This window comes from Pseudomonas sp. SWRI81 (assembly GCF_014268545.1).
In the GTDB taxonomy this organism is placed as follows: Bacteria; Pseudomonadota; Gammaproteobacteria; order Pseudomonadales; family Pseudomonadaceae; genus Aquipseudomonas; species Aquipseudomonas hamedanensis.
In genome coordinates, this window is sequence record NZ_JABWQS010000019.1 from 82281 (window position 1) to 105092 (window position 22812).

A 22812-nucleotide genomic window follows, 5' to 3' on the forward strand; every position below is an offset into this window, starting at 1 on the left:
GTGGTATTAATTTCCGCCCCACAAGCGCGCCACAACAATCCTATACCCGCGCCGGAAATGACCGCCATGAACGACCTCCACGCCTTGCGCCCCGACGATTCCCAGCCGACGCCGTTGTACCTGCAACTGGCGCGCAATCTGGAAGCCGCGATCCATGCCGGGCAATGGAAAGCCGAACAGGCGATGCCGTCCGAGCGCAACCTCAGCGACCAGCTCGGCATTTCCCGGGTCACCGCGCGCAAAGCCCTGGAAGTCTTGCTCGATCAAGGTCTGATCCGCCGCCTGCAAGGTTCCGGCACTTTCATCACGCCCCGCCTGGAACAACCGCTGTCGCGCCTGTCCGGCTTCAGCGAAATGCTCCGCCTGAAAGGTTTCGTGCCGAGTTCGCACTGGCTGGAGCGGGAAATCACCCTGCCAACCCATGAAGAGCTGATCCGCCTCGGCCTGTCGCCGAACGACAAGGTCGCGCGCATGAAGCGCCTGCGCAAAGCCGACGACACGGTGATGGCCATCGAAATGAGCACGTTGCCCGCCTCGATCATGCCCAAGCCGCAAGCGGTGGGCGATTCGCTGTACGAATACCTCGACGGCATCGGCAAACCGATCGTGCGCGCCTTGCAGCATATCCAGGCGATCAACGCCTCGGACGAGTTCGCCGCGCTGGTCGGCATCGCCCCAGGCACCGCCATGTTGCTGATGACCCGGGTCGGTTATCTGGAAGACAACACCCCTATCGAAGTCACCGACACCTACTGCCGCAACGATTACTACGACTTTGTTGCAGAGCTGCGACGTTAGGCGCGGCCACAAGCGAGAACGAAAATGTCCGAAGACAACATCCTCACCGCCAGCGGCTGGGTTCGCGGCCGGCTGATCCACGAACACGGCAGAGTCGTATCGATCGAAGGCGTGCCGTGCGATCCGGCCGATAACGATCTGCCCTATCTGCTGCCGGGCTTCATCGACCTGCACGTTCACGGCGGTGGCGGCAAAGACATCATGGAAGGCGCCAGCGCCTTCGAGACCATCACCCGAACCCATGTGCGTTTCGGCACCACGTCGCTGCTGGCCACCACCATGACCGCGCCGAGTGCCGAGATTTCCAGCGTCCTGAAAGAGGTAGGAGAATTCTGCAAACGACGCCCAAAAGGCACCGCGCGAGTCCTCGGCGTACACCTCGAAGGCCCCTACATCAATCCTGGAAAACTCGGCGCGCAACCGAATTTCGCCCACACCGCATTGATGGCCGAAGTCGAAGCGTATCTGGCGCTGGCGCCGATCCGGGTAATTACCATCGCCCCGGAAATTGCCGGCCACGATGCGTTGATCCGTGAACTGAGCAGTCGCGGCATCCGTATGCAGATCGGCCACACCCTCGGCAGTTACGAGGAAGGCGTCGCCGCGCTGGCAGCCGGCGCGACCAGTTTCACTCACCTGTACAACGCCATGAGCCCACTGCATCACCGTGAGCCGGGCATCGTCGGCGCGGCGCTGGCCCACGCTACTTTCGCCGAACTGATTCCCGATCTGCTGCACGTGCATCCGGGCGCCATTCGCGTGGCCCTGCGTTCGATTCCATGCCTGTATTGCGTCACCGATTCGACCGCTGCCGCCGGCATGCCCGATGGCGAATACAAGCTCGGCAGCCACACCGTGACCAAATGTCTGGGCGGCGTGCGCCTGCCCGACGGCACGCTGGCCGGCAGCACCCTGACCATGGATCAGGCCCTGCGCAATCTGGTGAAGATCGGTCTGCCGATCAACGAAGCCTCGCAGCGCCTGTCGCAATTTCCCGCCGACTACCTCGGCCTCAACGAACGCGGGCGCCTTGCACCGGGCGCCTGGGCCGACTGCGTGCGGCTCGATCGCACACTGACACTGACCGCCGTGATGGTCGAAGGAGAAGACATTGACTTCAAAAATGCTTGAGGAGGCGCTGTCCTCGTTCGAGGCCGTGCAAGCCCAGTTGCAACAGCTCGACGCGCCGATGATCGAGATCGCCGGGCGCCTGCGCCGCCAGCCGCCGCAAGTGGCGATGACCGTCGCCCGGGGCAGTTCCGACCACGCCGCCAGCTACTTCGCTTACCTGACCATGCAGCACGTGGGAGTGCCGGTGGCCTCGTTACCGATGTCGGTGGTGACCATGCAGCAAGCGCCGTTGAAGGTCAGCGGTCAGGTCGCCTTCGCTTTCTCGCAGTCGGGACAGAGCCCCGACCTGGTCAACAGCCTGCGTCTGTTGCGCAAGCGTGGCGCCCTCAGTGTGTCGATGGTCAACGCCGCCGACTCGCCACTGGAAGCCGCTTGCGAATTCAGCCTGCCGTTGCTCGCCGGGACTGAAAGCAGTGTCGCCGCGACCAAGAGTTTTATCGCCACCCTCAGCGCCAGCGCCCGTTTGATCGCGCACTGGAAAGAAGACCGCGAGTTGCTGCAAGCCCACGATGCGCTGCCCGAAGGCCTGCGTGAAGCGGCCAAACAGGACTGGAGCGTGGCCATCGAAGCCCTGCGCGACTGCGAGCGTTTGATGGTCATCGGCCGTGGCGCCGGTTTTGCCATCGCTCAGGAAGCGGCATTGAAATTCAAGGAAACCTCGGCCATCCAGGCCGAAGCCTTCAGCAGCGCCGAGGTCCGTCACGGCCCGATGGCGCTGATCGACGAACACTATCCGCTGCTGGTGTTCGCGCCACGCGGTGCCGAGCAGGCCGGCCTGTTGAGTCTGGCCGCAGAGATGCGTCAACGCGGCGCCCGGGTATTGCTGGCTGCGCCGGACGACGTCAGCGAACGCGACTTGACCTTGTCCCGCGCCGAACACCCGGCCCTCGACCCGATCCTGGCGATCCAGAGTTTTTACGTGATGGCCGCCGGCCTGGCCGTGGCCCGTGGCATGGACCCGGATCAACCGCGCCATTTGAGCAAAGTGACCCGCACGCATTAAGTCCGACTGACTGCACACCTGATGAGATCCAGCCATGCCCGATAACAATAAAGAGCTGACCCTCAGCGCCCCGCTCAGCGGCCCCGTGCTGACGCTCGCCAACGTCCCGGACGCGGTGTTCGCCAGTGGCGCTATGGGCGACGGCATCGCCATCGACCCGCTCAACGACACGCTGTATTCGCCCTGCGCCGGCGTGGTCATTCACGTCGCGCGCAGCAGCCACGCGGTAACCGTGCGTGCCGACAATGGCGCGGAAATCCTCCTGCACCTGGGCCTCGACACCGTTGAACTGAACGGCGAAGGTTTCGCCATGCTGGTCAAGGAGAGCGATCGCGTCAGCCTCGGTCAGCCGTTGTTGCGCTATGACCTCGACAAGGTTGGCCAGCATTGCAAAAGCCTGGTCAGCCTGTTGATTCTTACCAACAGCGCGGATTTTCAGGTGCGGCCGATTACGCTCAAAGCGGTGAAGGTCGGCGAACCGTTGCTGCACGTCATCGCGCGCAACACGGTGGCGGCGAACACTGAAGCAGCCGGTGGGCCTGAGGCTAGCGGCCAGGTACGGGTGGCTCATCGTGGCGGTCTGCATGCGCGGCCTGCTGCGCTGATCCGGCAAACCGCGCAGGGCTTCAATAGCCAGTCAGAGCTGCACTTCAACGGCAAATCGGCGCCGTGCAACAGCCTGATCGGTTTGATGGGGCTGGCCATTGGCGAGCAGGATGAAGTGCAGGTCAGTTGTCAGGGGCCGGAGGCCGATGCCGCGCTGCAAGCTTTGCTCAGCGCATTGGCGACGGCGTTGCCGGACGATCATCACGCGCAAGCACCGGTCAGTACTGCGCCGCTGAAACGCCCGGTCGAGGCTGGCGTGTTGCACGGCGTCTGCGCGGCGCCGGGGCTGGTCGCCGGGCCGTTGTTTCGTTTGAACGCAATGACCTTGCCGACAGATGCGGGCAATCACGATCCAGCGCAACAGCAACAGATTTTCGAAGCGGCATTGAACGCGGTGCGCAGCGAAATCGCCGCCACCCTTGCCCAGGCGAAAAAGCACAAGAACGCCGACGAAGAAGCCATCTTCGCCGCGCACATGGCGCTGCTTGAAGACCCGGCCCTGCTCGACGCCGCGCAGCAGTTCATCGCGCAAGGCACGGCGGCGACCCACGCCTGGAGTCAGTCGATCGACGCCCAGTGCGACATGCTCCAAGGCACCGGCAGCGCGCTGTTGGCCGAGCGCGCCAACGACTTGCGTGATCTCAAGCAACGCGTGCTCCGCGCCCTGCTCGGCGAGGCCTGGCAATACGAAGTACCGGCCGGCGCCATCGTCGCCGCCCTCGAACTGACGCCATCGGATCTGCTGCAACTCAGCGCCCAAGGTGTCGCCGGATTGTGCATGGCCGAGGGCGGCGCGACCTCGCACGTAGCGATTCTGGCGCGTGGCAAAGGTCTGCCGTGTCTGGTTGCCTTGGGTGCAGAGTTGCTTGATCAGCCGCAAGGCCAGGCAGTGGTGCTCGACGCTGACCGTGGTCGTCTCGAACTGGCGCCGAACGCCGAACGCCTGGCCGAAGTGCAGCAAGCGCAAACCGAGCGCCAGCGGCGCCGCGAAAGCCAACAAGCCAAAGCCCATCTGCCCGCCGAAACTCGCAATGGCGTGCACATCGAAGTAGTCGCCAATGTCGCCTCAAGCAGCGAAGCGGCAGATGCCTTTGCCAACGGCGCCGATGGCGTCGGGCTGCTGCGCACCGAATTTCTGTTCGTTGATCGCCAGACTGCGCCAGATGTCGAAGAACAGCGTGCGGCCTATCAAGCCGTATTGGACGCGATGGGCGAGCACTCGGTAATCATCCGCACCATCGACGTCGGCGGCGACAAACAACTCGACTACCTGCCGCTGCCCGCCGAGGCCAACCCGGTGCTCGGTCTGCGCGGCATTCGTCTGGCCCAGGCCCGCCCGGAAATCCTCGACCAGCAGTTGCGCGCGCTGCTGCAAGTCAGGCCGTTGGCGCGTTGCCGGATCCTGTTGCCGATGGTCACTGAAGTCGACGAACTGCTGCACATTCGCCAGCGCGTCGATCAGTTGTGCCTGGAAATGGGCATCACGCAACGCCCCGAGATCGGCGTGATGATCGAAGTCCCCGCCGCCGCGCTGCAAGCCGAACAACTGGCCGAACACGCTGACTTTCTCTCGATCGGCACCAACGACCTGTCGCAGTACGCCCTGGCCATGGACCGCGATCACGCCGGTCTGGCCGCCCGCGTCGATGCCTTGCACCCGGCGCTGTTGCGCCTGATCGCCATGACCTGTGAGGGCGCGGCGGTGCATAAGCGCTGGGTCGGTGTGTGTGGCGCCCTCGCCTCTGATCCGTTGGCAACGCCGGTGCTGATCGGTCTGGGCGTCAGCGAACTGTCGGTGAGCCCGGTGCAGATCGGTGAAATCAAGGACCGCGTGCGTCAACTGCACGAAGCCGAATGTCAGCGCCTGAGCCGCGACCTGCTCAAGCTCTCCAGCGCCGCCGCTGTGCGTCACGCCTGCCATCAGCATTGGCCGTTGCCCTAACAACAAGCTCTGTCCAAAGAGCAGGAGAACCACCATGTACCAACTCTTCATCGAAGGCCTGCAACGCCTGGGTCGCGCGCTGATGCTGCCGATCGCGATCCTGCCGATTGCCGGTCTGCTGCTGCGCCTGGGCGACACCGACCTGCTGAACATCGCGATCATCCACGACGCCGGCCAGGTGATCTTCGCCAACCTGGCGATGATCTTTGCCATCGGTATCGCCGTCGGGTTCGCCAAGGACAACAACGGCACGGCTGGCCTGGCCGGGGTGATCGGTTATCTGGTGATGATCTCCACCCTCAAAGTGCTCGACTCGACCATCAACATGGGCATGCTTGCCGGCATCGTCAGCGGGCTGATGGCCGGCGCGCTGTACAACCGCTTCAAAGACATCAAGCTACCGGAGTACCTGGCGTTTTTCGGCGGACGGCGTTTCGTGCCAATCGTCACCGGGTTTGCAGCGGTCGGCCTGGGCGTGGTGTTCGGCTACATCTGGCCACCGATCCAGCACGGTATCAATGCCTTCGGCACGCTGATGATGGAAAGCGGCAGCATCGGCGCCTTCGTCTTCGGTGTGTTCAACCGACTGCTGATCGTTACCGGCCTGCACCACATCCTCAACAACATGGCGTGGTTCGTCTTCGGCAACTTCACCGACCCGACCACCGGCGCGCTGGTGACCGGCGACCTTTCGCGTTACTTCGCCGGCGACCCGAAGGGCGGCCAGTTCATGACCGGCATGTTCCCGATGATGATCTTCGGCCTGCCTGCCGCTTGCCTGGCGATGTACCGCAACGCCCTGCCGGAGCGCCGCAAAGTCATGGGCGGGATATTCCTGTCGATGGCATTGACCTCGTTTCTCACCGGCGTGACCGAACCGATCGAATTCGCCTTCATGTTCCTCGCGCCGCTGCTGTATCTGCTGCATGCGCTGCTGACCGGTCTGTCGATGGCGATCACCAACGGCCTGAACATTCACCTGGGCTTCACCTTCTCCGGCGGCTTCATCGACATGATTCTGGGCTGGGGCAAGTCCACCAACGGTTGGCTGGTGGTCCCGGTGGGCATCGCCTACGCCGTGATCTATTACTGCGTTTTTGACTTCTGTATTCGCCGCTTCAATCTGAAGACGCCGGGGCGTGAGGATGTCGCGACAGCCGAGAAGGCCGTGCTTTCTGAAAACGAACGTGCCAGCGCGTACATCAAGGCCCTGGGCGGCGCCGAGAACCTGCTGACCGTGGGCGCCTGCACCACGCGGTTGCGGCTGGAAATGGTGGATCGCAACAAGGCGTCGGATGCCGACCTCAAAGCGTTGGGCGCGATGGCCGTGGTGCGTCCGGGCAAAGGTGGCAGCCTGCAAGTGGTGGTCGGGCCGCTGGCCGACAGCATCGCCGACGAAATACGCCTGGCCATGCCAGCGCTCGGCCGTGCGTTGGTGCGTGAACCCGTGGCGGTGGCCGATGAGCCGAAGGCAATTGCAGTCACCAGCGCCGAAGCACAGCAATGGCTCGACGCGTTGGGCGGTGGCGACAACGTGCTGCAACTTGATTGCATTGCAATGACACGGATCCGCTTGCAACTGGCCGATGGCAAGGCGCTGTCCGAGGCGCAGTTGAAGGCGCTGGGCTGTCAGGGTGTCAGCCCGCTGGACGGTGGGGTGTGGCATTTGCTGGTGGGCGAGAAGGCGGCGGGTTTGAGCGGGATGATTGGAAGTCTGGTTGATCGCAGCAAGGTCAGCGCCAAGGTCTGAGTCGCTACGTCAGAGGCGAAGCTGTCGGAGACTGCGATCTGTTGATTTCGGATTGTCCGGCCTGGCCAGCAGGATCAAAAGCTCGCAGCCTCGTTGCACTCGACAGCTCCTACAGGAGATGGGGGTCACCTCTTAACGTTTGCATCTGTCAACTGTCAGGTCTGACAGTTGACCGGGTTTTATGGGGCTATTAGGTTGAAAGAATCAGGCCGTTTTTTATGCTGTTGCCTGGATATTCCTGCATTCAATGAAGGAGGTCTGCGACATGCCAGAGAAGATGAGTGACGAGCAATATCTAGTTTATCTTAAACGGAAATACGAGGAGCTTGATGCCAACGGTGACGGCAAGGTTTCGCTTCTCGAGTTCACCCAAAATACTCAAGGATGTTCCAAAGAGCTCAGAGAGTTTGTTTGGGACCACTTCAACTCGAATAGGGACCAGGGTTTAAGTTTCGAGGAATACTTGGCTAGCCAAGGAAATCAACGCAATTAAGTTCGCTTGCATGATGTAAATACCGGCTGATGCCGGTATTTACTTGTGTCAGGTGCTTGGATCAACCCGATTGCGCTCGGTTTACGGCGAGTTCCTCGTGCATGACGATCTGCTGAATAATTCAACGCCGTACTGCGCTGCACACCGACCAACGCAACGGCCGAGTGCATGGCCACGGTAATTTGCCGAGGCCCACGATTTGAGGCAAAACAAAAGCGGCCGGTTGATTTGAACGGTGCCATCGCCAACAGACCAGCTTCCACAGTTGAACTGAGTGCACCCAGCTAGATAATGGCAACTGTCAGGCCGCCTTCGCCAGCCGGCTCGCTCCCACAGGTTTTGCATACCTCAGGCAGAGAATGGCCGGCTGCCAGACCCCTTCGCTGGCAAGCCAGCTCCCACAGTTGGGATTGGGTGAATCTGATGGATATGAGGTGGCTGGTTGGCCGTCATCGCGAGCAGGCTCACTCCTACAGTGGGATTGTGGTGGGTCAGGAGGATATGGGTCGGCTGGCAGGCCGCCTTCGCTGGCAAGCCAGCTCCCACAGAAAAGCAAAAGCAAGCCGCTCTGGCTTCTGACCACTCAACACGATGAGCGTTAGCTCGAGTAAGGCTCTTGATCTTGATGCACGGCGCCCGTCGGAAGGCTGAGCGGAGGGATTGATCCGGGGGTGGGAGCGCAGCGACCGTACGACGAAGTCGTACACAGCGGAAGGAGGTGCAGCGAAGCAAACCGGAAACGCTGCGCCCGGATCGATCCCGCAGCGAAGGCACCACGAGCCACGGCGAGGGGCCGTACGTCAGGGCAAAAGGCCTTTGGTTACTTTGGGCCCCCAAAGTGACCCGCCGTCAGGGCGGAACCCTAAGCCGCCATCACCCAAAAAACGGATATCCCCCCATCCGCCAGAACCAGGCCGGCTGTCAGGCCGCCTTCGCGAGCAGGCTCGCTCCCACAGAGTTTGAATACATCAGGCAGAAAATGGCCGGCTGTCAGGCCCCTTCGCTGGCAAGCCAGCTCCCATAGAAAAGCAAAAGCTCGCAGCCTCGTTGCACTCGAGCTCCTACACACGATGAGCGTTAGCTCGAGTAACGCTCTTGATCTTGATGCACGGCGCCCGTCGGAAGGCTGAGCGCAGGGATTGATCCGGGCGTGGGAGCGCAGCGACCGTACGACGAAGTCGTACACAGCGAGAGGAGGTGCAGCGAAGCAAACCGGAAACGCTGCGCCCGGATCGATCCCGCAGCGAAGGCACCCCGAGCCACAGCGAGGGGCCGCACGTCAGGGCAAAAGGCCTTTGGTTACTTTGGGCCCCCAAAGTCACCCGCCGTAAGGGCGGAACCGCCAGCCGCAGCACCGAAAAAAACGGATATTCCCCCAACCCGCCAGAGCCAGGCCAGGCCAGGCCAGAGCCAGGCCAGGCCAACTGTCAGGCCGCCTTCGCGAGCAGGCTCGCTCCCACCCCAGTGAAGGGCACTACGCGAAAACCAGCGATCCCCCGCAATACATATCTACCACCAAAGCCGCCACCCCCCTCGCCATGCTGAAGGCTCTTCCCACCAGCCTGGAGACCGTGTCCATGAGCACACCCAACAGCCCACCCTCACCGGCAGAAACCAAAAGCGACCTCAACCAGATCGGACAAAACCTGTTCAGGATCGACACCCCACTGCTCGAAGAACAACCGCCGACCGCCGAACAGCGCTACCTCAAGCGCCTCGACGAGCAGCTCAAGGACTACCGCGAACGCTACCTGCAACGTAGCCGTCCGCTGTACCAGAAACTGGCCAACAGCGACCTGCACAGCGAAGAAGGCAAGAAGCTGCTCGCGACACTGAAAATCCGCCTCAACACGCAACTGATCAACCTGGACCTGAACGAGCGCATCGAGGGCAAGCCGGCGAAAACCTACCTGATCTACGAGGCCGGGTTTACCGCTCTGGAACAGGAGGCCCGCCAGGCCGTCAAGGATCGGCTGCTGCACCCGCAAGTCGGCGCGCTCCTGGAAAAAACCGCGCTGGCGCCGATGCTGCGTCCGGCCATGTACGCCTTACAGTTCAGCTATCAGGAAAACACCGTCGAACTGGCCGGAGCCTTTGTCATCACCGAAAAGGATCACCCCAGGGTCAGCGACTTGCTGTCCGACCAGAGCGTCGGGTATGCGGTGTTGTTCACCCCGGCCAGAGGTATTGAGTTCTTCGACTCTCTGGCCGACCTTGATGCTCACCTGCTCAAGTGTGTGAAGCATGCCGGTGCCGAAGACGAATTCATGCACATGCTGCCCTCGCGTTTCCATGGAGTGGGCGTCGCCGGAATCTGGCCGCTGCAGCTGTCGTTGATCGACAGTGAGCCACTGTTCGAACATACCTATGATGCGTTGATCGATAAACGCACGCAGGATGTCGAACGCGCCTTGAGCCTGATCGACAACCCGCAACATGACGCCGCCCGGCTGTGCGCAGCGCTCGACCGGGCCATCGCCGACGTACTGCCGGACCTCACGCCGCGCCTCGAACTACGCGCGCAAACCTTGTTTGAACGCCACCTTTATTACAGCGCACCGAATTGGTATCGCAGCGCCAGCGAACCCCACCGAACCGAACTGGCGCAGCATCTGCACAACTACAGCCAGGCGCGTCACGATCTGTTGCAACTGATGGGGGCGGCGACCAGTCCACCGACGCTGGCACGCTACCAATGGCTGGAGCTGCTCAGCGATGACCTGGAGATCGACGACCTTGATCCCGACCACTTACAGATCAATACCCGTCGCCATCTCGCCGGGTACGGCGTGTATGAGCACCAACGCAGCCTGACCGATCTGGCCCTGCTCGGCCCGCATACGGGGGATGAGTCGGCGGGTTCGGACTTTCTGCTCAAGACCACACTCACCTACAACAACGCGCCGCTGCCTGAGGAGTACGCAGACGTGACGCCGGCGTGGCTGATCGAGCAAGCGCTGACCCTGCAACCGCGAATCGATTTTTCCAACGTGCAAAAACAACTGCACGCGTTGCCCGCCGTCAGCCAGGCCATCGAGCATATGTTCGATCAGCGCATTGTCGCGCTGGCCTACACGGCGTGGCTGCAAGGCCATTTGCTCGCAAGTGACTGGCAATTGATTCAGGACTTGCGCGCCGGCAATGCGTCACACCTGCAAGCCGCGCTTTTGTCGCTGCACGGTGCGCAACTCCAGGACCTCTGGGTCCTGCGCCAGAGCGATGCCTCCGGCGCCCTCAAGCGCGTACTGCTGTGTACTCCGCAAGCCCCGCGGGAGCAGCAGTTTCAGGCGTTTGCCAGCGAGCTGGAGTGTCAGACCCATCTGCTCGGGTGGGCCGCTCACAATGACGCCGCCGACAGCATGAAAGCCTATCTGGTCAACCGCACGCCGCTGCGTTTTCGCCAGAACATGCAGAAAATTCTCGCGGCGCTGGGCTTCAAGCCTGAGGCGATGGAACACAAGGAAGTCAAATTCATCAATATCGGCACTCACCGCGATTGCCTCAGGGCTATGACCCGGCACTTGCTGGCTACGCGGGTTGACGACTATGACTTTGGCACCCCGCTGTGGTACCGCTCGACCTCGGCCAGCAACCGCAAAAAGCTCACCACGCTGACCGAAGAGGCCGAGTGTGTCCTTCGTGCATTCGATAAGCACCCTTCTTCGGGCAGCGGTTTTCAAGGCTTTGACGCCTATGTCCACGAACAGGCGAAAATCAGCCTCAACCGTCTGCTGAATCGTCCCGCCAACGACGTCGATCCGGATAGCGTGCGGGTACACGCTCAGACCTCGGTCGTGCCGTCACAGACACCGGCGCCGCTGACCTACACACGGTTGTTTCGTGACGGCTATCCAGATGATTTCGGCCTGATCGATCCGAAAATTTCGCAGTCGGCGCGTTTCACCGGCCCGCCGGGGATTGATGTGAGTGCACTGACCCCGCAAAACGTCGCGCGCTCGGTCACCGGCGTTTGGATCGGCCAACGTTATACCGACAAGGTCAAGGCCGAGCTGCAAAGCGCTGCAAGCGTGGGCTACGGATTGCGACGCAACACCACGCTGGCGATTACCCTGCGCCAGATGAAGCGCGCCGCTCTTGAATGCCAGCTGCAAGGACACATCGCCAGTGCGGACCTGCAATGGCTCGAACAGAGTATCGACAGCCTGGGCGATACGACGCCAGCGACACGCACTCGCTACGCCCTGCATCGCCTGATGATCGACGGCGAATGGGTCATCGACACCTGGCTGTTCAGCCACGACAAGAACCCGGTTCTGCTCTACACCCCGCAAGCACCGGACGGGGTCAGTTTCCGTGAAGCCAGGCTGTTCAATTACCTGCTCAAAGAGCAGCCTGGATTCGGCGGATACCTCGCAGGACGGGTTGGGGTGCAAGCGCAAAGCCGGGTTCGCACGTTCCTCGACAGCGCTCGCAAAGGCTTGCCTGACACGCTGAACAGAACCACTCCCAGCCCTGCGCGTTACGACTCGACCCGCTCGGTCGCGCCGGTCAGTGACATGCGCTACGCCCTTTACGACATGAAATTGCAGCGCAAGATCGACGATGTTCACGCTACCACCACCAGTCGTGCGCAGATGATCGGCGGGCTGATCTGGACCTGCGTCGAATGGGTCACGGCGATTGCCACCGCGCCCTTTCCGCTGCTGAGCCTGACCACCGGCGTGTTGCTGGCCTTCAAAGACGCCATGCTCGCCCTGCACGCCTACCGACAGGGTGACAACGCCATGGCGCTGCAGCATTTGCTTGGTTACCTGTTCAACACTGCCGGCGCGCTGCTGACCGACCTGCGCCCGGCGCTGCGTTCGCTCAAACAGGTGGTGCGCTTGCCACGCCTGCGGGCCGCCGCAGCCACCCCCGAAGAGGCATTGAAGCTGATCGAACCGCTGGAAGCGGTTTCCACGCTGCCGACGGACATACAACCGGTGGTCTTCCGTGGACAGACCTTTTGGGCTGCGACAGATCCGGACTCACTCGGCCGCTTTCTGTTGCATCGCCTCGACCCTGACACCGGCACACTGCGCTCGACCGGCATGCTGGTATCGCCCAATGCCGACGGGGTCATGGTGCGCAGCGGTGTGGCTGGCGGCGCGCCGAAGTATGAAGCCGTTTCGGACACGCCTGGGCTGCACAAGGAATTCGGCATACCGCCGCAATACCGCGATCGCCTTGAAAGCGCCATGAATCCAGAAACGCGCAAGGAGGTCATCGCTCGCAGCAAGGACTTTAGGAGCCACCCCGACACGATTGTCGGCGCCGCGGTGATGGATCTTCATGAGACGCGCAAGGCCCACCTGCTACAGGCCGAAAAACTGACCGCCGCCGCCACCCGGCATTGGGACACGCTGGCGCCACTGTCGGCCCGGGCCCCGGTTCCTGCTGTCTCTGCCGACACGACCTTTGCACAACTGATCGCCAGCGAAGCCTTCAGCGGCAAGAGCCTGGTGATCGGTGCCCGCCCCGGCTCCATTGCCAGCAAGCAAGCGCTGATCACGAACATTGACGCGCTGATCGAAAGAGGCTTCAAGCGCCTTTATCTGGAATACCTGCCGGACGATGTCTTTCATCTCAAGCTGGAAAAACTGAATAAGGGAGGCACCTGGCAGCACATCAAAGAACATTTGAAGGCCATCGACCGCGCATTGGGGTACCCGCCCAAAGCCCCGTTTTCTTTCGTGGCGCTTGTGCGCGAGGCGCGCAAAAAGGGTCTGAAGATCAAGGCACTGGATGCCTCCACCTCCTACCAGCTGGACGATGTGTTGAAACTTGAAGATGCTTCGCCGCTGACGCCACGAGGCAATAACATCCGCAACTTCTATTCGCACAAGGCCATTGCCGCCGACATCGCCGATACTCCGGACGAGCGCTGGATCGTCCTGGCCGATGATTCGCGAATGGTGACCCACAACACCACGCCAGGCCTCGCTGACCTGCATGACGCCATCGCCTTGCGCATCGAGGATGTCGCTCTGGGTCAACCGGCGAGGATCAAGGTCGATACCACCGGCGCGATCACCGGCGACGCAGCGGCCAAAGGCGATTACCACATGACGCTGCCCACCGCGTACAAAGCGCCGAGGACGCCGGCAAAAACCGTCGCTGCCTCCGGCTCCGGTACTGGGCATTTCGATGAGTTCGACATTGCATCGGTGCACCACGAACAGCTGCATGAAATGCATTACCAGCCACGCGGACTGGACCCGCGGTACGGGCACGTCGTAAAAGCCAAGTCCGACGCGGCCGAAGCGTTTATCGACATGCGCACAAAACTGCTCGAGAAGGCAGAGAGTCATTTCACCCATTACACCCCACCCGCTCGAGCGACACTGCCGACGCTCACTACGGACGCCACAGCGGATTCGTTATTCAAGCAAGTTGCCGACGGTGACTTTGCCGGCCTGGTGCTCGGCGAAGCCCATTCGGCGCAATCGAGCAAGGCGCTGCTGATCAAGCAGCTGGAAAAACACAAAGGCCGCTACAAAACGCTGTATGTGGAACATTTGCAGACCGATTTGCATCAAGCTGACCTGGACGATTTCTGTGCCGGCAAGACCATGTCCGCCCATTTGCGCCGATACCTGAGCAGTCAGGACGAAGGGCACATGCGGTTCTACAAAGGCACGACAGACAATTACACCAGCGTCATTGAAAAAGCGGCCAAATATGGCTATCGCATCAGAGCGCTTGATTGCGTCGCCAGCTATCACATGAAGGCGCTCTCCGACCCGCGCGTACAGCGCAACCGCATGTTCAGCTATTTTGCCTCCAGAGTGATCGAAGCCGACCAACTGGCCAACGGGCCGCACAAGTGGATCGCCTTCGTCGGCAGCGCCCACACTGGTTACAACCTGGGGGTACCGGGCCTGGCGGATATGCTCGGTGCCGTCAGCCTGCACGTGCACGACACGACGCCCGCGCTCGCTCAACGCCTTCAGCGCGGTTACTGGGAGGTCGCCACCGAAAGCATGCCCACTGCCACTCGCGCAATACGCAGTGATTTCAAAATGGAGGTCGGCATCCCCGGCAAGCGGCTCGACCCAGCCCCCGCAGCTGTACAACGCGAACGCTTGACCGAGCAAGGGCAATTCATCATCGAGCGCCCGAATACTCGGGAAACCCGCCTCGTTCATCGATCTCGCACCGGTGAAACCGTCGAGACGCCGATCCAGGTGGACGACAAAGGCCTGTTTTTCATTGATTACCGGGATAGAGCGCTGGACCGTTTCAAAACCCTCGAAGAGCTCATCATGATGCTACGGAGCGAGTTCAATCTCAGGCCGGTGACCTGAGTCGACGATCTTGCGCCGGGCTGCCGCGGTTGGTAGCCCATCGCAGGCAACAAAAAACCCGCTGAAATCACTTTCAGCGGGTTTTCTGTTTCAGCAGCAGCGGTCAGAAATCTGCCAACTGCCACACCTCATAAGCCGGTGTTTCGTAGGGATGACTAAGCTTCAACGCTGCCACAACAGCAACAATCAGCTCGTCTGCCACCACCAGCTCGACCTTCCACTCCTCAACCCGCTCAACCTGCCCCGCCTCGCCAATGAACGACTGACTGCCGTCCAGAGGCCGAAACTGACCAGACCCGAGCACTTGCCAGGCGCAATGGTCATAGTCGCCAATTCGCCCGCCACCGGCAGCGAACACAGCGTCTTTGACCACTTCGACATGACTGTCGGGAACAAAAAAAGCGAGTTTGTACACGACGCTTAGTTCACCCACACGCGAGCGTTGCGGAACATGCGCATCCACGGTGCGTCTTCGTTCCACTCTTCCGAGCGCCACGAGTTCTGCACGGCGCGGAAAACCCGCTCCGGGTGCGGCATCATGATCGTCACGCGGCCGTCGCGGCTGGTGAGGCCGGTAATTCCGCGCGGCGAGCCGTTCGGGTTGGCCGGGTAGGCTTCGGTGACCTTGCCATGGTTGTCGACAAAACGCATCGCCACGCAACCGGACAGATCGGCTTCCAGCAACGCTTCCTCGCTGGAGAACTCGGCATGGCCTTCACCGTGGGCGATGGCGATCGGCATGCGCGAACCGGCCATGCCCTGCAGGAAGATCGAGTTCGACTCCTGGACCTGCACCATTGCCACGCGCGCTTCGAACTGCTCGGAGCGGTTGCGCACGAAGTGCGGCCAGAACTCGCTGCCCGGGATCAGCTCGTGCAGGTTGGACATCATCTGGCAACCGTTGCACACGCCGAGGGTGAAGCTGTCGTTACGTTCGAAGAAACCCTGGAACGCATCGCGGGCGCGGCTGTTGAACAGCGCCGATTTGGCCCAGCCTTCACCGGCGCCGAGCACGTCGCCGTAGGAGAAACCGCCGCACGCCACCAGACCTTTGAACTCATTGAGGTCGACACGCCCAGCGAGGATATCGCTCATGTGCACGTCGATCGCGCTGAACCCGGCGCGGTCGAACGCGGCAGCCATTTCCACCTGACCGTTGACGCCCTGCTCGCGCAGCACGGCCACTTGCGGGCGAATGCCTTTCTTGATGTAAGGCGCAGCGATGTCCTGGTTGACGTCGTAGCTGAGCTTGACGCTCAGGCCCGGGTTGTCTTCTTCCAGCAGCACGTCGAACTCTTGTTCGGCGCATTCGGCGTTGTCGCGCAGACGCTGGATCTGGTAGCTGGTCTCGGCCCACTGACGCTGCAACAGACGGCGCTGGCCTTCGAACACAGTGTCACCGTTGAAGGTGATGTTGATCTGGCCATTGTTGATCGGCTGGCCGATCACCGACACGCAGTCGCCCAGGCCAGCGGCGCTGAACTGCGCGAGGATGTCCGGGGTAGCGTCCTGACGAACCTGGATCACTGCGCCGAGTTCTTCGTTGAACAGGATCGCGGCGATTTCCGAGGCGGATTCGGCAACGCTGTCCAGGTTCAGGCTCAGACCGCAGTGGCCGGCGAAAGCCATTTCCACTACGGAGGTCAGCAGACCACCGTCGGAACGGTCGTGGTACGCCAGCAGATGACCGTCGGCGTTGAGGCCCTGGATCACCGCGAAGAAGGCTTTCAGGTCTTCGGCGTCATCGACGTCCGGCGCGTGCTGGCCGAGTTTGCCGTGCACTTGTGCAAGGATCGAGGCGCCCATGCGGTTCTGCCCGCGACCGAGGTCAATCAGGATCAGGTCGGTGGTGCCCTTGTCCATACGCAGTTCCGGGGTCAGGGTCTGACGGATGTCAGCCACTGGCGCGAAACCGGTCACGATCAGCGACATCGGCGACGTCACGGTTTTTTCTTCGCCGTTGTCGTTCCAGCGCGTGGCCATGGACATCGAGTCCTTGCCCACCGGAATGGTGATGCCCAGCTCCGGGCACAGTTCCATGCCGACGGCTTTGACGGTGTCGTACAGACGCGCGTCTTCGCCCGGGTGGCCGGCCGCCGACATCCAGTTCGCCGACAGTTTGATGTCGGAGAGTTTGTTGATGCGCGAGGCGGCAATGTTGGTGATGGTTTCGCCGATGGCCATGCGGCCCGACGCCGGAGCGTCCAGCAGAGCCAGCGGAGTACGCTCGCCCATCGCCATCGCTTCACCGGTGTAGACGTCAAAACTGGTGGCGGTGACGGCAACGTCGGCCACCGGCACCTGCCATGGGCCGACCATTTGATCACGGGCCACAAGGCCGGTGATGGTGCGGTCGCCGATGGTGATCAGGAAGCTTTTGCTCGCCACGGCCGGGTGATGCAGAACGCGTTCGATGGACTCGGTGATATCGAGGTTCGACGGATCGAAATCATCGCCCAGTTCGGCTTCGCGGACCACCGAACGGTGCATGCGCGGCGCCTTGCCCAGCAACACTTCGAGCGGCATGTCCACAGGGTTGTTGCCGAAGTGGCTGTCGGTCACGGTCAGCTGCGGTTCGGCGGTGGCTTCGCCGACGACGGCAAACGGGCAACGCTCGCGTTCGCAGATCGCCTGGAAGCGCTCGAAATCTTCCGGGCCAACCGCCAGAACGTAACGTTCCTGGGATTCGTTGGACCAGATTTCGTGCGGGGCCATGCCCGGCTCGTCGTTGGGAATGTTGCGCAGTTCGAAGCGGCCACCGCGGTCGCCGTCGTTGACCAGTTCCGGGAAGGCGTTGGACAGACCGCCCGCGCCGACGTCGTGGATGAAGCTGATCGGGTTCTTGTCACCCAGTTGCCAGCAACGGTCGATGACTTCCTGGCAGCGACGCTCCATTTCAGGGTTTTCGCGCTGCACGGAAGCGAAGTCCAGATCCGCCGAGCTGGTGCCGGTGGCCATCGAGGAAGCGGCGCCGCCGCCCAGACCGATCAACATCGCCGGGCCGCCGAGGACGATCAGCTTGGAGCCGACGACGATCTCGCCTTTCTTGACGTGTTCTTCGCGGATATTGCCCATGCCGCCAGCGAGCATGATCGGCTTGTGATAACCGCGAACTTCATCGCCGTGCGGGGTGCTGATCGACTGCTCGAAGGTACGGAAGTAGCCCGTCAGCGCCGGACGACCGAATTCGTTGTTGAACGCAGCGCCGCCGAGCGGCCCTTCGATCATGATGTCCAGCGCGGTAACGATGCGTTCAGGCTTGCCGTACGGCACTTCCCACGGCTGTTCGAAGCCCGGGATCTGCAGGTTGGATACGGTGAAACCGGTCAGGCCGGCCTTCGGCTTGGCGCCGCGACCGGTTGCGCCTTCGTCACGGATCTCGCCACCGGAACCGGTGGATGCGCCCGGGAACGGGGCGATCGCGGTCGGGTGGTTGTGAGTCTCGACCTTCATCAGAATGTGCACCGGCTCCTGCACCGCGCCGTACTGGCGGGTTTCAGGATTCGGGAAGAAACGGCCGGCGACGTTGCCGACGATCACCGAGGCGTTGTCCTTGTACGCCGACAGAACGCCTTCGCTGTGCATCTGATAGGTGTTCTTGATCATGCCGAACAGGCTTTTTTCCTGGCTCTGGCCGTCGATGTCCCAACTGGCGTTGAAAATCTTGTGGCGGCAGTGCTCGGAGTTGGCCTGGGCGAACATCATCAGTTCGATGTCGTGCGGGTTGCGCTTCAAACCATTGAAGGCGTTGACCAGATAATCGATCTCGTCTTCGGCCAGGGCCAGGCCCAGTTCGGTGTTGGCCTTTTCCAGCGCAGCGCGACCGCCACCAAGAATGTCGATGGCCGTCAGCGGTTTCGGTTCGGCGTGACTGAACAGACCGGCGGCCTGCTCGAGACTGGCCAGCACGATCTGGGTCATGCGGTCATGCAGGGCGTCCGAAATCACTTGGGCTTCGGCTTCGCTGAACTGGCCGGCGACGTAGAAGGCAATACCGCGCTCCAGGCGCTGGATCTTGCTCAGGCCGCAGTTGCGGGCGATGTCGCTGGCCTTGCTCGACCACGGCGAGATGGTGCCGAAACGCGGCAACACCAGAAACAGACGACCGGTCGGCTCTTGAACCGGAACACTTGGGCCGTACTTCAGAAGGCGCGCAAGCACCTGCTGTTCGTCGCCGGTCAGGACGCCGGTGACTTCGGCGAAGTGAGCGAATTCAGCATACAGGCCACTGACAGCTGGAACCTTCTGGCTCAGTTGCTCAAGGAGTTTGCTGTGGCGAAAGGCAGAAAGGGCAGGAGCGCCGCGCAGGATCAACATCTTCGGGACAGCCTCGGGAAGGGGTGTGCTTTGAGGCCGTGCATTCTAGCCTAAACCGCCTTCAACATCACCCGAAACGCTACGCACGGTTGCACTCTGACCGCATTGTGTGTTTCTGCCCCCAAAGTCAGGTAAATCGTCCATTTGAGCGCTGCTTATTTTTACTGTAACAAAATGCCCTCAAGGCCCGTTTTCATGGGGTTTCGGTCGATTTTGTGACCCTTAGCAGACTCATACAGTGCTGTCGAGATATGGCGCCCGTGGCCGTTTGCGTATACTGCGCAGATGTTTTTCCCAACGGCTTTGCGTCCGCGGTACGCCAAATGGCTGATCGCAACCGGACTCTTCCTGATGCTCGGTGGCTGTGTTGATAAACCCAACACGCTCGAGCGCGTAAAGGAGGACGGTGTGCTGCGGGTGATTACCCGAAACAGCCCCGCCACCTACTTTCAGGATCGCAGCGGCGAAACCGGCTTCGAATACGAGCTGGTGAAGCGCTTCGCCGACGATTTGGGCGTCGAACTGAAGATCGAGACCGCCGACAACCTCGACGACCTGTTCAACCAGGTCGGCAAACCGAATGGCCCGGTCCTCGCCGCGGCCGGCCTGGTCAGCAGCGACGAACGCAAAAAGCAGGTGCGGTTTTCCCACTCGTACCTCGAAGTCACCCCGCAGATCATCTATCGCAACGGCCAGTCGCGGCCGACCGATCCGGCGGACCTGGTCGGCAAGAAGATCACCGTGCTCAAGGGCAGCACCCACGCCGAACAGCTGGCTGAGCTGAAACAGAAATTTCCCGGCATCGAATACGAAGAATCTGACGCCGTCGAGGTGGTCGACCTGTTGCGCATGGTCGATGAAGGCCAGATCGACCTGACCCTGGTCGATTCCAACGAAGTGGCAATGAATCAGGTGTACTTCACCAACATCCGCGTCGCCTTCGACCTTGGCGATGCGCGCAGCCAGAGCTGGGCGGTCGGCCCGGGCGAAGACAACAGCCTGCTCAACGAAATCAACGCGTATCTGGACAAAGTACAGAAGAACGGCACCCTGCAACGCTTGAAAGACCGTTATTACGGCCACGTTGATGTGCTGGGCTACATGGGCGCCACCACTTTCGCCCAGCATTTGCAGCAGCGCCTGCCAAAATACGAACAGCACTTCAAGAACTACGCCAAGAAGGAAAAAGTCGACTGGCGCCTGCTCGCCGCCATCGGTTATCAGGAATCGCTGTGGCAACCGACGGTGACCTCAAAAACCGGCGTACGCGGCCTGATGATGCTGACCCAGAACACCGCGCAGGCCATGGGCGTGTCCAATCGCCTCGATCCGAAACAGAGCATCATGGGCGGCGCCAAGTACTTGGCCTATATGAAGGATCAGCTCGACGATTCGATCAAGGAACCGGATCGCACCTGGTTTGCCCTGGCCGCGTACAACGTCGGCAGCGGTCACCTGGATGACGCGCGCAAATTGACCGCCAAGGAAGGTCTGAACCCGGACAAGTGGCTGGACGTGAAGAAAATCCTGCCGCGCCTGTCGCAGAAGCAGTGGTACAGCAAGACCCGCTATGGCTACGCCCGCGGCGGCGAGCCGGTGCACTTCGTGGCGAACATCCGTCGCTACTACGACATCCTGACCTGGGTGACTCAGCCGCAGCTTGAAGGTGATCAGGTCGCTGAGGGCAATCTGCACGTGCCGGGGATCGACAAGTCAAAACCGGCCCAGGAACCTGCCCCGCTCTAACCAACACCACAAATCGAATTGTAGGAGTGAGCCTGCTCGCGATAGCGGTGTGTCAGTCAATTTGATGCTGGCTGACACACCGCTATCGCGAGCAGGCTCACTCCTACAAGGGGTTTGTGTTGTTGCTTAGTGCTTGGCGGCAGCCAGGATCAACGCTTTCATTTCCGATACGGCGGATTTGAACCCGACGAACAGCGCATGCGCCACCAGCGCATGGCCGATGTTCAACTCGTTGATGCCCTTGATCGCCGCCACCGCCTCGACGTTGTGGTAATGCAGACCATGCCCGGCATTGACGATCAGCCCCTGCGCCAGGCCAAACGCGACACCGTCAGCGACACGTTTGAGCTCTTCAGCCACTTCAGTCGGAGTTTCGGCATCAGCGTAGCGCCCAGTGTGCAGCTCGATGGCCGGCGCACCGACGCGCTTCGATGCAGCGATCTGACGTTCATCAGCATCAATGAACAGCGAGACTTCGCTGCCAATCTTCGACAGACGTTCGACCGCTGCCCTGATGCGTTCTTCCTGCCCTGCCACATCCAGACCGCCTTCGGTGGTCAGCTCCTGCCGGGTTTCCGGGACCAGACAGATGTGCGCCGGGCGAATGCGCTCGGCGAACGCCATCATCTCTTCGGTGACACCCATTTCGAAATTCATTCGGGTTTGCAGGACATCCTTGAGCAGCAGCACGTCACGTTCCTGGATGTGTCGGCGATCTTCACGCAGGTGCACCGTGATGCCATCGGCCCCCGCCTCTTCCGCGTCCAGCGCCGCCTTGACCGGGTCCGGGTAGCGCGTGCCACGGGCCTGACGCAGGGTGGCGACGTGGTCGATGTTCACGCCAAGAAGAATGCGATTGCTGGTGGTCACGGGTGCGCTCCTGAAATGAGAGATTCGGCGCACAGCATATCAGGGCTTGCGAAACAGCTCGCGGCTTACAAGGGGCCGACCGCCGAGGTGAACGGCCAGCGCCTGACGCATCAGACGCTTGGCGGCAGACAGGGCGCCGGGGGCGGACCAGTCGGCTTCGGCCATGGCCAGCAGTTCGGTGCCGTTGAACAGGCCCGGCTGCAGCAGATGGACCTGCTCAAGCCCGGCGTCCACTTGCAGACGATAGAGACCGTCCGGCGCGATCGGGTCGCCGTGCAAATCTGTATTGAGCGAAAAGCCGTAGCCGAGATCGTCCAGCAAACGCCATTCGAAGGACCGCAATAACGGCTCCAACGGGCGACCTTCAGCCAAGGCCAGCAGCGTCGCGGCGTAGTGATCGAACACGGCAGGATGTGGATCTTCGGCGGGCAACAGGCGAATCAACAGCTCGTTCAGATACAACCCACTGAACAGCGCCTCGCCATTGAGCCACGCCGAGGTACCGGAACTCTCCATGCGCCCGACATTCTTCAGCTCGCCCTTGCCACGAAACTCCACTTCCAGCGCCACGAATGGCCGCGCCAGCGTCCCGGCCTTGCCCCGCGCGCTGCGCAACACCGCCCGCAACCGACCTTGCGGCGTGAGGAAGTCGACCAGCGCGCTGGTCTCGCGATAAGCACGCGAGTGCAGGACGTAGGCGGGCTGGGCGGGAGGCGGGTTTTGCGACATTGAGTTCTCGATGAAGAAACGCATTCTTGAGATCAACATAAACCAAATGTGGGAGCGGGCTTGCTCGCGAAGACGGTGAGTCAGTCGAAAAAATGTATCGACTGATTCACCGTCTTCGCG

At 61.5% G+C, this 22812-nt stretch carries 12 protein-coding genes; 8 read left to right on the forward strand and 4 right to left on the reverse strand.

All coding sequences use genetic code 11. From position 1 onward, the window contains the following. Positions 1–66 precede the first annotated feature (66 nt). From HU765_RS14340 to HU765_RS14370, 7 genes are all read left to right on the forward strand, one after another. Entirely contained in the window at positions 67–798 is a 732-nt protein-coding gene (locus HU765_RS14340) for a GntR family transcriptional regulator (RefSeq protein WP_186551130.1), read from the forward strand. 24 nt (positions 799–822) lie between these two features. Continuing rightward, the gene (gene nagA, locus HU765_RS14345) at positions 823–1929 is read left to right on the forward strand and encodes an N-acetylglucosamine-6-phosphate deacetylase (RefSeq protein WP_186621276.1); all 1107 of its coding nucleotides are present in this window, start codon (positions 823–825) and stop codon (positions 1927–1929) included. Further along, positions 1910–2932, forward strand: coding sequence for an SIS domain-containing protein (locus tag HU765_RS14350; RefSeq protein WP_186621278.1), 1023 nt, complete (start codon positions 1910–1912; stop codon positions 2930–2932). The genes nagA and HU765_RS14350 overlap by 20 nt, the downstream gene beginning before the upstream one ends. 34 nt (positions 2933–2966) lie before the next feature. Then, the gene (gene ptsP / locus HU765_RS14355) at positions 2967–5480 is read left to right on the forward strand and encodes a phosphoenolpyruvate--protein phosphotransferase (RefSeq protein ID WP_186621280.1); all 2514 of its coding nucleotides are present in this window, start codon (positions 2967–2969) and stop codon (positions 5478–5480) included. A gap of 34 nt (positions 5481–5514) precedes the next feature. After that, positions 5515–7230: an N-acetylglucosamine-specific PTS transporter subunit IIBC gene (gene nagE, locus HU765_RS14360; RefSeq protein ID WP_186621282.1), complete on the forward strand. Its 1716-nt coding sequence runs from the start codon at positions 5515–5517 to the stop codon at positions 7228–7230. 265 nt (positions 7231–7495) lie between these two features. After that, positions 7496–7723, forward strand: coding sequence for a hypothetical protein (locus HU765_RS14365; RefSeq protein WP_186621284.1), 228 nt, complete (start codon positions 7496–7498; stop codon positions 7721–7723). Positions 7724–9300: 1577 nt separating this feature from the next. Beyond that, complete coding sequence (locus HU765_RS14370; protein WP_186621286.1) at positions 9301–15030, forward strand: membrane-targeted effector domain-containing toxin; 5730 nt, start codon at positions 9301–9303, stop codon at positions 15028–15030. A gap of 103 nt (positions 15031–15133) precedes the next feature. Here the strand turns inward: HU765_RS14370 and HU765_RS14375 are convergent, their stop codons facing one another. Next, positions 15134–15445, reverse strand: a complete 312-nt coding sequence (locus tag HU765_RS14375) for an NGG1p interacting factor NIF3 (protein WP_186621288.1) — start codon at positions 15443–15445, stop codon at positions 15134–15136. A 5-nt stretch (positions 15446–15450) separates the two neighbouring features. Beyond that, positions 15451–19347 carry a phosphoribosylformylglycinamidine synthase gene (purL, locus tag HU765_RS14380; protein WP_186621290.1) on the reverse strand — a complete coding sequence of 1299 codons (3897 nt, stop codon included), beginning with the start codon at positions 19345–19347 and terminating at the stop codon, positions 15451–15453. A 285-nt stretch (positions 19348–19632) separates the two neighbouring features. Between purL and mltF the strand changes: the two genes are divergently transcribed. Continuing rightward, positions 19633–21093 (forward strand): membrane-bound lytic murein transglycosylase MltF, encoded by a 1461-nt coding sequence (gene mltF / locus HU765_RS14385; RefSeq protein ID WP_186621292.1) that lies wholly within the window; start codon positions 19633–19635, stop codon positions 21091–21093. 126 nt (positions 21094–21219) lie between these two features. Here the strand turns inward: mltF and pdxJ are convergent, their stop codons facing one another. Both pdxJ and recO read right to left on the reverse strand, forming a co-directional pair. After that, positions 21220–21963, reverse strand: a complete 744-nt coding sequence (gene pdxJ / locus HU765_RS14390; RefSeq protein ID WP_064382428.1) for a pyridoxine 5'-phosphate synthase — start codon at positions 21961–21963, stop codon at positions 21220–21222. A 39-nt stretch (positions 21964–22002) separates the two neighbouring features. Continuing rightward, positions 22003–22692 carry a DNA repair protein RecO gene (gene recO / locus HU765_RS14395; protein ID WP_186551276.1) on the reverse strand — a complete coding sequence of 230 codons (690 nt, stop codon included), beginning with the start codon at positions 22690–22692 and terminating at the stop codon, positions 22003–22005. Positions 22693–22812 lie beyond the last annotated feature (120 nt).